Annotated in this window: 12 protein-coding genes; 7 read left to right on the forward strand and 5 right to left on the reverse strand. The window is 74.2% G+C overall.

Annotation, left to right across the window (positions count from 1 at the left end):
- Positions 1–31 precede the first annotated feature (31 nt).
- Together ACFY15_RS24910 and ACFY15_RS24915 are read right to left on the reverse strand one after the other, a co-directional pair.
- Positions 32–1,471: a hypothetical protein gene (locus tag ACFY15_RS24910; RefSeq protein ID WP_390826083.1), complete on the reverse strand. Its 1,440-nt coding sequence runs from the start codon at positions 1,469–1,471 to the stop codon at positions 32–34.
- A 736-nt stretch (positions 1,472–2,207) separates the two neighbouring features.
- Entirely contained in the window at positions 2,208–2,462 is a 255-nt protein-coding gene (locus ACFY15_RS24915; RefSeq protein ID WP_390687977.1) for a MoaD/ThiS family protein, read from the reverse strand.
- A 470-nt stretch (positions 2,463–2,932) separates the two neighbouring features.
- Between ACFY15_RS24915 and ACFY15_RS24920 the strand changes: the two genes are divergently transcribed.
- The 5 genes from ACFY15_RS24920 to ACFY15_RS24940 all read left to right on the forward strand — a co-directional run bounded on the left by ACFY15_RS24920 (position 2,933) and on the right by ACFY15_RS24940 (position 8,546).
- Positions 2,933–3,721: a response regulator transcription factor gene (locus tag ACFY15_RS24920; RefSeq protein WP_042812371.1), complete on the forward strand. Its 789-nt coding sequence runs from the start codon at positions 2,933–2,935 to the stop codon at positions 3,719–3,721.
- Positions 3,722–3,795: 74 nt separating this feature from the next.
- Positions 3,796–4,818: a LacI family DNA-binding transcriptional regulator gene (locus ACFY15_RS24925; protein ID WP_042812372.1), complete on the forward strand. Its 1,023-nt coding sequence runs from the start codon at positions 3,796–3,798 to the stop codon at positions 4,816–4,818.
- A 152-nt stretch (positions 4,819–4,970) separates the two neighbouring features.
- Positions 4,971–6,287: a S1C family serine protease gene (locus ACFY15_RS24930; RefSeq protein WP_390826072.1), complete on the forward strand. Its 1,317-nt coding sequence runs from the start codon at positions 4,971–4,973 to the stop codon at positions 6,285–6,287.
- Between the two features lie 73 nt (positions 6,288–6,360).
- Complete coding sequence (locus ACFY15_RS24935; RefSeq protein ID WP_390687979.1) at positions 6,361–7,095, forward strand: response regulator transcription factor; 735 nt, start codon at positions 6,361–6,363, stop codon at positions 7,093–7,095.
- Positions 7,092–8,546, forward strand: a complete 1,455-nt coding sequence (locus ACFY15_RS24940; protein WP_390687980.1) for a sensor histidine kinase — start codon at positions 7,092–7,094, stop codon at positions 8,544–8,546. The genes ACFY15_RS24935 and ACFY15_RS24940 overlap by 4 nt, the downstream gene beginning before the upstream one ends.
- Here the strand turns inward: ACFY15_RS24940 and ACFY15_RS24945 are convergent.
- Together ACFY15_RS24945 and ACFY15_RS24950 are read right to left on the reverse strand one after the other, a co-directional pair.
- A complete protein-coding gene (locus ACFY15_RS24945) occupies positions 8,526–9,455 on the reverse strand; it encodes a phosphatidylinositol-specific phospholipase C (protein ID WP_390826073.1) in 930 nt (309 codons plus the stop codon). The genes ACFY15_RS24940 and ACFY15_RS24945 overlap by 21 nt on opposite strands.
- Positions 9,456–9,532: 77 nt before the next feature.
- Complete coding sequence (locus tag ACFY15_RS24950) at positions 9,533–10,120, reverse strand: TetR/AcrR family transcriptional regulator (protein ID WP_390687982.1); 588 nt, start codon at positions 10,118–10,120, stop codon at positions 9,533–9,535.
- A gap of 131 nt (positions 10,121–10,251) precedes the next feature.
- Here ACFY15_RS24950 and ACFY15_RS24955 point away from each other — a divergent pair, with 131 nt between their 5' ends.
- On the forward strand, positions 10,252–11,037 hold the full coding sequence (locus ACFY15_RS24955; protein ID WP_390826074.1) for an alpha/beta fold hydrolase: 786 nt from the start codon (positions 10,252–10,254) through the stop codon (positions 11,035–11,037).
- A gap of 107 nt (positions 11,038–11,144) precedes the next feature.
- Here ACFY15_RS24955 and ACFY15_RS24960 read toward each other — a convergent pair whose 3' ends face one another.
- Positions 11,145–12,962 carry a bifunctional metallophosphatase/5'-nucleotidase gene (locus tag ACFY15_RS24960; RefSeq protein WP_390687984.1) on the reverse strand — a complete coding sequence of 606 codons (1,818 nt, stop codon included), beginning with the start codon at positions 12,960–12,962 and terminating at the stop codon, positions 11,145–11,147.
- Between the two features lie 138 nt (positions 12,963–13,100).
- On the opposite strand from ACFY15_RS24960, the gene mshD reads away from it, so the two are divergent.
- Complete coding sequence (gene mshD, locus ACFY15_RS24965) at positions 13,101–14,030, forward strand: mycothiol synthase (RefSeq protein WP_390687985.1); 930 nt, start codon at positions 13,101–13,103, stop codon at positions 14,028–14,030.
- The last annotated feature ends 245 nt before the right edge of the window (positions 14,031–14,275 follow it).

Genomic DNA, 14,275 nt, shown 5'->3' on the forward strand with positions numbered 1-14,275 from the left:
TCCTGCGACGCCCACCGGCCGCCCCGGTCCGTCAGCCCACCACCCGGCCGATGAGATAGACGACGGGGGCGGCGGCCGCCAGCGGCAGCGCGACACCGGCCGTCATGTGGACGAATTTCGACGGGTAGTCGTACGCCGCCACGCGCAGCCCGACCAGCGCGCACACGCCGGCCGCCAGGCCGACCAGCGCACCGCCCGCGCCCAGCCCGACCAGTCCGCCGACCGCGATGCCCGCACCGGCCGCGGCGGCCAGCGAGACGCCCACGGAGGGCGCGGTCGGCAGCGGCAGGGCCCGCGCGAACACGGCGACGGCCACGGCGACCGCCCCGGTGCTCACCGCGGCCCAGTCGGCCGCGAGGAACCCGGCGCAGGCGATCGCCAGGGCGGCGGAGGCGACCGAGGCCATCAGCCCGTACATCCGCTCGTCCGGGTCGGCGTGGCTGCGCAGCAGGAGGACCAACGTGAGCAGCACCCACACCCCGAGGGTGCCGATGATCGCGCCGGGGCCGTACGTGCCGTCCACCGCCAGCACCGCGCCGTCGGCGACGAGCGCCCCGGCGAAGGCGAGCGCGATGCCCTGGCGGGCCGGCCACATGCCGTTGAGGCGGAACCAGCCGGCGGCGGTGAGGCCCTGGAGGGCGATCAGCGGCAGCACGAGGGCGTACGGGCCCAGCGCTGCGGCGCCGGCCAGCAGCAGCCCGAGGGCGGCGGTCAGTATGGCCGACTGCGGCCCCGGGTCGATGATCGGCGACCGCCCCTCGGCCCGCGCCTGGGCGGGGTCGACGGCGCGCAGGGTGTTCCCGCCGAGCGTGGGCGGGGACCAGTCCGCCCCGGGCCCGGCCCCCTGCGGTTCCGCCTCCCGGACGGGGGGCAGGTACGCCGTCTCGGCGGCCGCGTCGGCGGCCGGCGGCTGCGGATCGCGCACGGGCGGCAGGTACGCCGTCTCGGCGGCCGCGTCGGCGGCCGGCGGCTGCGGATCGCGCACGGGCGGCAGGTACGCCGTCTCGGCGGCGGCCACGTCCACGGCGGGCCGGGGGTCCCGGACGGGGGGCAGGTACGCCGTCTCGGCGGCCACGTCGGCGGCCGGCGGCTGCGGATCGCGCACGGGCGGCAGGTACGCCGTCTCGGCGGCGGCCACGTCCACGGCGGGCCGGGGGTCCCGGACCGGGGGCAGGTACGCCGTCTCGGCGGCGGCCACGTCCACGGCGGGCCGGGGGTCCCGGACCGGGGGCAGGTACGCCGTCTCGGCGGCCGCGTCGGCCTGTGACGGGGACGGGGGCTGCGGCTGCGCGTCGCGGAACCAGGCGTCCGGCACCGCGGACTGCGGCTGCTGCGACCGGCCCGGCCCCGGGTACGGAGGCAGGTAGGCCGTCTCCGCGGCCGCGTCGGCGGCCTCCCGTACGGGCGGCAGGTACGCGGTCTCGGCAGCGGCGCCCGCGGCGCCCCCGGCCGAGGCGTCCGGCCACGGCACGCCGCCCCCGGTCGCCTGCGGCGGCCCGGGCTGCCGTACGGGCGGCAGGTACGCCGTCTGGGCGGCCGCGTCGGCCTGCGCCGCGGACGGGGACTGCGGCTGCGGCTGCGGCTGCGGCTGCGCGTCGCGGAACCAGGCGTCCGGCACCGCGGACTGTGGCTGCTGCGACCGGCCCGGCCCCGGGTACGGAGGCAGGTAGGCCGTCTCGGCGGCGGCGCCCGCGGCGCCCCCGGCCGAGGCGTCCGGCCACGGCACGCCCCCGCCGGTCCGCTGCTGCGGAGGCTGCGCCGACTGCGACTGCGGCTGCGGCTGCGGCTGCGGCTGCGGCTGCGGCTGCGGCTGCGGCTGCGGCTGCGGCTGCGGCTGCGGCTGCGGCTGCGGCTGCGGCTGCGCGTCACGGAACCACGCGTCGGGCACGGCCGGGGCCTGCGGCTGCGCCTGCCCCGGGTACGCCTGCGGGTACGCGGCGCCGCCCCCGGCGGAGGCGTCCGGCCACGGCACGCCGCCACCGGTGCCGCCGGCCTGCTGCTGCCACCCCTGCTGCCCCTGCGGAGCAACGGGCGGAGCAACGGGCGGGGCCGCCTGCCCCGGCACCGAGCCGAGCGGCGGCTGCACCGGCTGGTACCCGGTCTCCCAGGTGTCGGCCTGCCAGGTCTGCGTGCTGTACGGGTCCTGCTGGGCGGCGGCCGCCTGCTGCTGCCGCCGCTGCTGTTCCTCGGGAGTGCTCATCTCCACCTCACCCGCCCGCGAACGGCGGGAGCACCTCGACGGTGCCCCCTTCCGTCAGCAGGACGGCCTCGTGCGGGCGCTTGCCCACGGGCTCGTCGTTCACGAGGAAGGAGCAGCGCTGCAGGACCCGGGTCAGCTCCCCCGGATGGCGTTCCCGCACTGCGTCGAGCGCCTCGGCCAGTGTGTGCGCCGAGTACGGCTCCTCCGCCGTCCTGGCCGCGGCCTTGGCCGCCGCCCAGTAGCGGATGGTTCCGGTTGCCACTGCAGCTCCTATCGTGTCGGGCTCCGTCGGATCTCCACCGTCGGCCTCCATGATGACCCCTCCGGCTCGTCACCCCGGCGTGCCTCCGCGCGCCGTCCGTGCGTCCGGGCGGCCCGCAGAGGGTCCACCGATCCGGTGAAACCAGGGCATACGCAGGAGGAAGGCGTGGCGCGAACCACAGAATGCGGTGCATGGCAGCCCTCGGCCCCGAAAGGGCGGGTGGGCTATTCTGGCGGCGTAGAGGATCCGGGCAGTGTGGCCCCCGGGTCCTTTTGTGCTTTCAGCACGTTGAACGGACCGAGAACAGTGGTATCCGTCCGGACCCCAGGGCGCGGGGGCCGGACGGCATGCCAGGCAAGTCGTACGAAGCCGTACCACGCACGTCCTCGACGGGACCGAGGAGGAACCGACGTGATGGACCAGCGAAGCAAACAGGGGCACGACCGCCCGACCCGGGCAGGTGGTCGGGCGTGAGTTCTCTCCTGCTGCTGACCAACGCCCTGCAGCCGTCCGCCGAGGTGCTGCCCGCACTCGGCCTGCTGCTGCACAACGTCCGGGTGGCCCCGGCCGAAGGACCGGCCCTGGTGGACACCCCCGGCGCCGACGTGATCCTCGTCGACGGCCGCCGCGACCTGCCGCAGGTGCGGTCGCTCTGCCAGCTGCTGCGGTCCACCGGACCCGGCTGCCCGCTGATCCTCGTCGTGACGGAGGGCGGCCTCGCCGCCGTCACCGCCGACTGGGGCATCGACGACGTGCTCCTCGACACCGCCGGCCCGGCCGAGGTGGAGGCCCGGCTGCGGCTGGCCACCGGCCGCCAGCAGCTCGGCTCCGACGACTCCCCCATGGAGATCCGCAACGGCGACCTGTCGGTCGACGAGGCGACGTACTCCGCCAAGCTCAAGGGCCGGGTCCTGGACCTGACCTTCAAGGAGTTCGAGCTCCTGAAGTACCTCGCCCAGCACCCCGGGCGGGTCTTCACCCGCGCCCAGCTCCTCCAGGAGGTCTGGGGCTACGACTACTTCGGCGGCACCCGGACGGTGGACGTCCACGTCCGGCGGCTGCGCGCCAAGCTCGGCCCCGAGCACGAGTCGCTGATCGGCACCGTCCGCAACGTCGGCTACCGCTTCGTCACCCCGGAGAAGGTCGAGCGGGCGGCGGCGGAGGCGGCGGCCCAGGCCGAGCGGAAGAAGGCCCCGGCCGACCGCGGGCAGGCTCCCGCCGAGGCCGCGGCCGAGACCCCGGCGGCCGTCCCCCATTAGGAGGAGCCCCTGTGACCATCCACTCTCCAGGACGCCCTGCCCAGAGGTAGGTCACCCCGCGTAGACTTCGGCGCGTGGCCAAGGTGACGCGGGATGACGTTGCACGACTTGCGGGTACGTCTACCGCCGTCGTGAGCTACGTCATCAACAACGGACCCCGGCCGGTCGCCCCGGCCACGCGCGAGCGTGTACTCGCCGCGATCAAGGATCTGGGCTACCGCCCGGACCGAGTCGCCCAGGCGATGGCGTCGCGGCGTACCGACCTCATAGGCATGATCGTCCCGGACGCGCGCCAGCCGTTCTTCGCGGAGATGGCGCACGCGGTCGAGCAGGCCGCCGCCGAGCGCGGAAAGATGGTCCTGGTCGGGAACTCCGACTACCGGGACGAGCGCGAGGTGCACTACCTGCGCGCGTTCCTCGGCATGCGGGTGTCCGGGCTGATCCTGGTCAGCCAGGGCATGAGCGAGCGCGCGGCGTCGGAGATCGAGGCCTGGGACGCGCGCATCGTGCTGCTGCACGAGCGTCCCGAGGCCATCGACGACGTGGCGGTGGTCACGGACGACATCGGCGGCGCGCAGCTCGCGACCCGGCACCTGCTGGAGCACGGGCACGAGTACGTGGCCTGTATCGGCGGCATCGAGAACACCCCGTCCGTCGGCGACCCGGTCGCCGACCACGTCGAGGGCTGGCGGCGGGCCATGCTGGAGGCCGGCCGGTCGGTCGAGGGCCGGGTCATCGAAGCCCCGTACAACCGCTACGACGCGTACCGGGTCGCCCTGGAGGTCCTGGCCCGCCCGGACCGGCCGACGGCGATCTTCTGCGCGACGGACGACCAGGCGATCGGTGTGCTGCGCGCCGCGCGCGAGCTGCGGATCGACGTGCCCGGGGAACTGGCGGTGGCCGGCTTCGACGACGTGAAGGAGGCGGCGCTGACGGACCCTCCGCTGACGACGGTCTCCTCGGACCGCCCGGCGATGGCCCGCGCGGCGGTGGATCTCGTCCTGGACGACGCCCTCCGCGTGGCGGGCTCGCGCCGCGAACGCCTGAAGCAGTTCCCGTCGGCCCTGGTGATCCGCCGCAGCTGCGGCTGCCGCTGACGCCGTTCCCACGCGTCGGGCGGGGTCTGCGCCCCGCCCGTCGCCGGCTCACGGGGGTACCGCCCCGGCCTTATATCGGGCATACACGGTTCTGTCGGGCTTCTCAGCCGGGACTCAGGAAGCTTTCATGATCCGGGGACAGAGTCACAGACATGACCGACAGCTTCCGCCGCGAAGGCGAGTACCCGCAGGAGAACCGTCCGGCCCCGCACTCGCCCTTCGGCGAGGAGTGGCGGCGGGGGCGTGACCGGCTGGCCCACGACGCGATGGGCGGCGGGTCCTGGCCGCCGCCGCCCGCGTACCCCCCGGCGGCCCCCGCCCCGGGATGGCACGAGGCCCACCAGCCCCCGGCTCCGGCCGCCCACGGCGCCGACGACCCGCAGGGCCCCACCGGCAACACCGGCCACACCGACGCGAACGGCGCCGCCGCCGGCCTCGGCGGGCTCGGCGCGGACAGCGCCCCCGCCGCCGCCGGATGGGCCCACTGGGGCGGCGAGGCCCCCGCCCCCTCCCCCGCGCCCCGCGCCAAGCGCCCCGTCGCGCTGCTCGCGGCCGTCGCCCTCGCCGCCGCCGTGGTCGGCGGCGGAACGGCCGCCGCCGTACAGCAGTTCCTCGGGCAGAACGGGTCCGGCGGCGGGGGCTTCAACGGCACCAACGTCTCCCAGTCCAGCAACGGCACCGTCTCCGGCGTGGCCGAGCAGGTCAGCCCGTCCGTCGTCCGCATCGACACCCGCACCGGCTCCGGCCAGGGCACCGGCTCCGGGATCGTGATCACCGCCGACGGAGAGATCGTCACGAACAACCACGTCGTCAGCGGCGCCTCCGAGATCCAGGTGACGATGAGCGACGGGAAGAAGTACGCGGCCAGGACGGTCGGCACCGACCCCGACAAGGACCTCGCCCTGATCAAGCTACGGGGCGGGAGCGGCCTGCGGCCCGCCAAGCTCGGCAACTCCGACCACCTCAAGGTCGGCGACCAGGTCGTCGCCATCGGCTCCCCCGACCGCCTCACCGGCACCGTGACCAGCGGCATCGTCTCCGCGCTCGACCGCGAGGTGAACGTGCCCAAGTCCGAGGACCAGCAGCAGCGCGGCCGGCAGGGCGCCGGAGGCGGCGGCTGGCCGTTCTCGTACGACGGCCAGCAGTTCAACGGCGACACCGGCTCGAACACCACCTCCTACAAGGCCATCCAGACGGACGCCTCCCTCAACCCCGGCAACTCCGGCGGCGCGCTGGTCAACATGAACGGCGAGATCGTCGGCATGCCCTCCGCGATCTTCTCCCCCTCCAGCGACAGCTCCAGCGCCGGCAGCGTCGGCCTCGGCTTCGCCATCCCCGTCAACACCGTCAAGGCCGACCTCGGCGCGCTCCGCAAGGGCGGCAGCGGATCCGGTGCCGGCTCCGACGGCGGCTCCGACGGCAGCAGCCGCGGCGGCGACGGGTTCGGCATCTCGCTCGGATCCTTCTGACACCCTGGGACGGGACCCGGACGGGACCGGACCCGTCCCGCGCACCGACGACCACCACCCCTGGGGGAACCGAATGAATCCCGCCGAAGGCGACCCGCAGCGGATCCTCGTCGTCGACGACGAGCCGGCCGTGCGCGAGGCCCTGCGCCGCAGCCTCGCCTTCGAGGGGTACGACGTGCGGACCGCCGTCGACGGAATCGACGCCCTCGACCAGGCGGCCTCGTACGCCCCCGAGCTGATCGTCCTCGACATCCAGATGCCCCGCATGGACGGGCTGACGGCGGCCCGGCGGCTGCGCGCCGCCGGGGCCGTGACGCCGATCCTGATGCTGACCGCCCGCGACACCGTCGGCGACCGCGTCACCGGCCTCGACGCGGGCGCCGACGACTACCTCGTCAAGCCGTTCGAGCTGGACGAGCTGTTCGCCCGCGTCCGCGCCCTGCTGCGCCGCAGCTCCTACGCCGCGCCCGCCGCCGGCCCCGTCCAGCCCGAGGACGTGCTGACCTTCGGCGACCTGCGCATGGACCTCGCCACCCGCGAGGTCACCCGCGGCGGGCGGCCGGTGGAGCTGACCCGTACCGAGTTCACCCTGCTGGAGATGTTCCTCGCGCACCCGCGCCAGGTCCTGACCCGCGAGCAGATCCTCAAGACGGTCTGGGGCTTCGACTTCGAGCCCAGCTCCAACTCCCTGGACGTGTACGTGATGTACCTGCGCCGCAAGACGGAGGCGGGCGGCGAGCCGCGCCTGGTCCACACCGTGCGCGGGGTCGGGTACGTGCTGCGGGCCGGCGAGGGCGGGCCCGAATGACGAGTCCCGCCGCCCGGTTCCGCGCGCTGCCGCTGCGCTCCCGGCTGGCGCTGCTGGTGACCGTCGCGGTCGCCGTCGCGGTCGCGGCGGTGGCGGGGGTGTGCTGGGTGATGGTGCGGACGCAGCTCAACGACCAGCTGAACCAGTCGCTGCTCTCCACCCAGCCCGACGAACAGGTGGTGCGCACCCTGCGCGAGGGCTGCGTGACCCGCCCGGCGGTGGGACCGCCCAACATCGCCGAGGAGCTCGGCCCGACCGTGCAGATCGTCACCGCGGACGGCGCCCGCTGCCTGGTGAGCGGACGCAGCGACCTGCCGGTCGCCGAGGCCGACAAGGCCGTGGCCGCCGGCCTGAGCGGCAAGACCCTGCACGACGCCGCGACCACCGACGGCACCAAGATGCGCGTCTACACGATCAACAAGCGCCTCACCACCGGCGCGAGCTTCGGGGTCTCCATCGCCAAGCCGCTGGCCGACATCGACCAGCCGCTCTCCACCCTGACGTGGGTGCTGCTCCTGGTCTCCGGCGTCGGCGTGGTCGGCGCGGGCGCCGCCGGACTGTGGGTGGCGCGGACCGGGCTGCGGCCCGTGGACGAGCTCACCGGGGTGGTCGAGCACATCGCCCGCACCGAGGACCTCACCGTCCGGATCCCCGAGGAGGGCGACGACGAGATCGCCCGCCTGTCGCGGTCCTTCAACTCCATGACCGCCGCCCTGGCCTCCTCCCAGGAGCGCCAGGCCCAGCTGATCGCGGACGCCGGGCACGAGCTGCGGACCCCGCTGACCTCGCTGCGCACCAACATCGAACTGCTCGCGCGCAGCGAGGAGACCGGCCGGGCCATCCCGCCCGAGGACCGCCGGGAGCTGCTGGCCTCGGTGAAGGCGCAGATGACGGAGCTGGCCTCGCTGATCGGGGACCTCCAGGAGCTGTCCCGCCCGGACGCCGCCCCGCACGCCCCGCTCGGGGTGGTGGCCCTGCACGACATCGCCGGGACGGCCCTGTCCCGGGCCCGGCTGCGCGGCCCGGAGCTGCGCTTCGGCGCGGAGCTGGAGCCCTGGTACGTACGGGGCGAGGCGGCGGCGCTGGAGCGGGCGGTGGTCAACCTCCTCGACAACGCCGTGAAGTTCAGCCCGCCGGGCGGGGCGGTCGAGGTCTCGCTGCGGGCGGGTGAGCTGACCGTGCGCGACCACGGGCCGGGCATCCCGCCCGAGGACCTCCCGTACGTCTTCGAGCGGTTCTGGCGCTCCGAGTCGGCCCGCGCCCTGCCCGGCAGCGGCCTCGGCCTGTCCATCGTGGCCCGTACGGCCGCCCGCTCGGGCGGTACGGCCGAGCTGCGGGCGGCGGCGGACGGGGCGGGCGGCACGGAGGCGGTGCTGCGCATCCCGGGCGCCCCGGCGCCGCCGCCCTCGGAGGATCCGCGGACGCAGGGGTCAGTTGTGCCGGATCAGTGAGGCGACCAGGCCGGAGCGGGTGTTCGGGAAGTCCATGGGGACGATGCCGAGCCCGGTCCGGCCGGCTGGCTCGGAGCCGTCGACGAAGGCGTGGACCTGCGGGTTGAGGCGGTCGGAGTTCCAGCGCGGGGGCATGTAGGCGGCGGTGCTGGTGTAGTTCACGAAGAGCCTGCCGGGCTGCTGCATGGCCTTGCGGAACTGGTTCTCGATCCGGCCGATCTTGCCGAAGGGCTCCGTGTTGTAGTCGTCCTGGATGTCGAAGACCCCGCCGTCCCCGTAGCGCAGGCCCGGCAGCCCGGCGTTGTCGGCGAGGAGCACCACCCTGCCGCGGGCCTGGCCGAGGGTGGGCAGGGTGTCGGCGATCCGGAAGAGCGGGCGCCAGCCGCGGTGGTCGAGGTAGTCGTCGAAGACGGCGCGGAAGGCGGCGTCGCTCTCGGTGGAGTACTCCTGCTTCACACGCATCAGGACGGTCTCCGAGGGGTGCGCGGCCAGGAAGTCCGCGCAGGCGACGAGGACGTCCCCGAACATCAGGTCCTGGAAGAACGCGGCGTGGTGGATGGCGAAGGAGCCGCCCGTCACCCGGCAGCGGACGTCGAGGAAGCGGATGCCGGAGTCGAGCTGCTCGGCGATCGAGGTGTTCTGGCAGGCGACGTAGAGGCCGCCCTGGCGGGCGCCGGAGTCGTGGGTGCCGGGGATGGTCATGCGCTGGAGGGGGGTGGAGTCGCCGAGGCCCGCCATCCAGTCCTCGGTGCCCAGGGTTCTGGTGGCGGCGGCCCGGGGCGCCAGGGTCCGGGCCGACGGGTCCCGGCCCTGTGCCGCTGCCGGGGCGGCCGCGCCCAGTCCGAGTGCGGCGGCGCCCGCTCCCGCCGCCAGTGCGCCGGTCAGGAAGGTCCGTCGGTCCAGTGCCATGCCCGCCCCTTTGTCCGCAGTCCGGTCGTCCGGCCACTGTGGCCGGACGGGATTATGGCGCGCGGAGCGCGGGGTTACTACCCGTCGGTACGGGCGGGTTCGCCGAGCAACCCGACCATCGTGCGCAGCCCTTGGGCGAGTTCCGCCCCCGTCGGGGCCTGTTCCGGGTCGGTCAGGACCTGCACCATGACCCCGCTCAGCAGGGCGATGTGCAGGGAGCCGAGGGAGCGCACGTCCTCGTCCGTCACCGCGTCCTCGGGGACCCCGCGCAGCGCCGCGGCCACCATACGCCGGTTGCGCCGCTGGCCCTCCGCGAGGATCGCGAGCAGCTCGGGTGAGGACTGGGCGTGGACGAAGGCCTCGACGGAGGCGGTCCACAGCCAGCGCATCTCGCCGAAGTCGCGGATCTTGCGGTCCCAGGTGTCGGCGTAGCGCGCCTCGCGCGTGTCGCCCTGCCCGACGAGCCGGCCGGCGCCGGCGGCCCACTCCTCCATGGCCGCGAACAGCGCCTGGTTGAGGAGCACCTCGCGGGAGCCGAAGTGGTAGCCGATCGCGGCCATGCTCACCTGCGCCGCCGAGGCGATGTCGCGCACGGTCGTGCGCAGGTACCCCTTCTCCTCCAGGCAGCGGCGCGCTCCGGCCAGCAGGTCCTCGCGATTTCCCATGCCGGGATCGTAGCCGGGCCCCCGGATTTGGGCGCTCGCCCTACACGTACGTATTGCGCACTTGCCCAAACCCTGTCAGGCTGAAGCCGTCACCGAGCACACAGCCGGCCACGAACGGGGAGAGCCGAACCATGCGCCACACACTGGACATCGACGGACGCGCACTGTCGTACCTGGACTTCGGCGGCACCGGCCGCCCCCTGCTCGCCCTGCACGGCGGCATGTCGGAAGCCGCCGCCTTCACCGGACTGGCCGCCGCCCTCGGCGACGCATGGCGGGTCATCGCCCCCGACCAGCGCGGCCACGGCGACTCCGACCGCGCCCCGCACTACCGCCGCGAGGGCTACGTCGCCGACGCCGTCGCCCTCCTCGACCACCTCGGCCTCACCGAACCGGTCGCCCTCCTCGGCTACTCCCTCGGCGGCCTCAACGCCTACCACCTGGCCGCCGCCCACCCCGACCGGATCGGCGTCCTGATCGGCGTCGACGCCAACGTGGCGATCAACGTCCCCACCGGGCCGAACTGGTTCGACTTCCTCGGCGCGCTCCCCTACACCGCGCCCACCCGCGAGGAACTCCTCGCCGCCGTCGACCCGGCCGCCCTGCCCTTCGTCACCGACGGCGTACGCCCCCTGCCCGACGGCAGCGGCTGGCGGCTCGCCTTCCACGGCCAGGACATGCTCGACTCCATCCGCGCCTGCAACGGCGACCACTGGGACACCTGGCTCGCGAGCACCTGCCCGGCCCTGCTGGTCCACGCCGCCCGCAGCCAGGTGCTCCGCCAGGACGTCGCCGACGCCATGGTCGCCCGCCGCCCCCACACCTCCTACACGGCCCTCGACGGCGACCACTTCGCCCCGTTCACCGACCCGGACGCCTTCCACGCCGCCGTCGCCGAGTACCTCGCCCAGGTCTGACGACCGACAGCCCCCGGACACGCGAAAGGGGCGGCGGGCCGCTCCGGCCCACCGCCCCTCCCCGCCCGGTCGTCGTCGGGTGCCACCCGACGGCGACCACGCGGCGACTACTTGACGACCGTGATCCGGTCCGCCTTCGGCGGAGCGATCGGCGAGGCCGCCGTCGACTTCGCCAGAAGGTTGTTGAACGCCTCCAGGTCCGGCACGCCGACCAGCTTGTTCTTGTGGTCCTTCAGGACGGTGAAACCGTCACCGCCGCCCGCCAGGAACTCGTTCATCACGACCCGGTAGGTCTTGGCCGGGTCGATGGCCGCGCCGTTCAGCTTCACCGAGTCCACGACGATCCGGTCCGCGCCCGACTTCGTCATGTCCAGGGTGTAGGTCAGGCCCTTCGAGATCTGCAGGATCTTCGGGTTCGGGCCGTTGACCGGACCGCTGACCTGCTGCTGGAGCGCCGTGATCAGCTGCGCGCCGGTCAGGTCCACCACGTTCAGCAGGTTGTTGAAGGGCTGCACCGTGTACGACTCGCCGTACGTGACGACACCGTCGCCCTCGTCACCGGCCGCCTTGTACGCCAGGTCGGCACGGATGCCGCCCGGGTTCATGATGGCCAGCTGCGCCCCGCCCTTGTCGGCCGCGGAGGTCGCGTCCAGCTGCGCGTCGGCGATCAGGTCGCCGAGCGGCTTCTCCGGCGCCTCCGAGCCGCGGCCCGGGATGTCGGCGGAGATGTAGCCCATCGGACGGTTCGCGACCGGGGCCGCCAGCTTCTTCCAGCGGTCGATCAGCTCGGTCATGTCCGGGGCCTTCGGCAGGTCCCGGGTGACGACCTTGTTCACCGGCTTCGGCGACTGCACCGGCGTACGGACGATGTCCTTCGTCGCGCGGTCGTACGTCAGCGTGGTGTCCGTGAACAGCCGGCCGTACGAGGCGGCCGAGGTCACAGTACGCGGGTTGCCCGCCGGGTCCGGGATGTTGCACGAGTACGCCTGGTGGGTGTGACCCGTCACCAGCGCGTCGACCTTCGGGCTCACGTTCTTCGCGATGTCGACGATCGCACCCGAGATGCCCGCGCCGGCACCCGGCACGTTGCAGTCGTAGTTGTACGCGCCGCTCGCGGGCAGACCGCCCTCGTGGATCAGCGCCACGATCGACTTCACGCCCTGCTTGTCCAGCTCGGCGGCGTACTTGTTGATCGTCTCGACCTCGTCGCCGAACTTGAGGCCCTTCACTCCGTCGGCCGTGACGACGTCCGGGGTGCCCTCCAGGGTGACGCCGATGAAACCGATCTTCACGTCCCCCTTCTTCCAGATGAAGGTGGGCGACATCAGCGGACGCTTGCTCTTCTCGTCCGTCACGTTCGCGGCGAGGTACTTGAACTCCGCTCCCGTGTACGTCTTGCCGTACTCGAAGCAGCCTTCAACCGGGTGACAGCCGCCGTACTGCATCCGGCGGAGCTCGTTCTTGCCCTCGTCGAACTCGTGGTTGCCCACGCTCGTCACGTCGAGCTTCAGCTTGTTCAGCGCCTCGACGGTCGGCTCGTCGTGGAAGAGACCGGACAGCATCGGGCTGCCGCCGATCATGTCGCCGGCCGCGGCCGTGACGGAGTACTCGTGGCCCTTGCGGGCCTCGCGCAGTCCGGTCGCCAGGTACTCGACGCCGCCTGCGGGTATGGACTTGGTGGTGCCGTCAGCCTGCAGTTCGCCGACCGTGCCCGAGGAGCCCTGCGGGGGCTCCAGCGTGCCGTGGAAGTCGTTGAACGACAGCATCTGTACGTCGACGGTCCGGCCCTTGGCCGGCACACCGCCGCCACTCGCGGCACCGGCCGGCAGTGCGGCGGCGACCATCGCACCGGCACTCGCGGTGAGGGCGAGCGCGCCGAAGGTCAACCGGCGGGCCGTGCGGTGCCGTTGTGGCTTCGCTGACATCTGTTCCCCTTTTTGGACAGCGAGACAACTGGGAAGTGCCCGCAGCCTATGGTCAACGCGCGTAGCGCCAACAGGGGGGTACGGGTTGCGAGCTGGTTACGCGCAACCGTCGGGGGGTGTCGGTCGTAGGCTCGGAACATGACTGACGCAGCAGCGGCCCTGGAGCCGGGACGGCACATCGAGATCCTCGACGAACTGACGGACGAACAGGCCGAGGCGGTCCTCGGGCTGATCCACGAGGCGGCCCGCACCGACGGCACCACCGCCGTCTCCGAGCAGGGCCGCCTCCAGCTGCGCGGCGGCCCCCGCGAGGGCATCCGCCACTTCCTGGCCACCGCCGACGGCCGGCTCGTCGCGTACGGGCAGCTGGAGGACACCGACCCGGTGGAGGCCCCCGCCGCGGAACTCGTCGTCCACCCCGCACTGCGCGGGCGCGGACACGGCCGGGCCCTGGGCACCGCCCTCCTCAACGCCTCCGGCAAGCGCATCCGGGTCTGGGCGCACGGCGGCAAGCCCGCCGCCCGCCACCTCGCGCAGGTCCTCGGCCTGACCCTCTTCCGCGAACTCCGCCAGCTGCGCCGTCCCCTGGGCCCGGACTCGCCCCCGCTCCCCGAACCTGCCCTGCCCGCCGGGGTGACGGTCCGCACCTTCGTCCCCGGCCAGGACGACGCGGCCTGGCTCGCCGCCAACGCCGCCGCCTTCGCCCACCACCCGGAGCAGGGCTCCCTGACGCAGCGGGACCTCGACGACCGCATCGCACAGCCGTGGTTCGACCCCAAGGGCTTCTTCCTGGCGGAACGCGAGGGCGAGCTGGTCGGCTTCCACTGGACGAAGGTCCACGCCGAGGAGCAGCTGGGCGAGGTCTACGTCGTCGGCGTCCGCCCGGGCGCCCAGGGCGGCGGCCTCGGCAAGGCCCTCACCGCCGTCGGCCTCCACCACCTGGCGGGCACGGGCCTGCCGACGGCGATGCTCTACGTGGACGCCGACAACCAGGCCGCCCTGGCGGTGTACGAGGGCCTGGGCTTCACGACGCACGAGGTCGACCTGATGTACCGCACGGAGAGCTGAGGGCCACGCACGCCACGGACCCGCCACCGCCCCCGCGAGGGGCGGATGGCGGCCGGGGCGGGGGCGGGGGTTCGGCGGGGTGGCGGCCGGGCGGTGCCGGAGACGGCGGGCCGGGACGGGGTGGGCGGGACCTGGGCGGGCCGGGCCCCCCCCCCCCCCCACCCCCCCCCCCCCCCCCCCCCCCCCCCCCCCCCCCCCCCCCCCCCCCCCCCCCCCCCCCCCCCCCCCACCCCCCCCCCCCCGCT

This window comes from Streptomyces sp. NPDC001373, assembly GCF_042895815.1.
Lineage (GTDB): Bacteria > Actinomycetota > Actinomycetes > Streptomycetales > Streptomycetaceae > Streptomyces.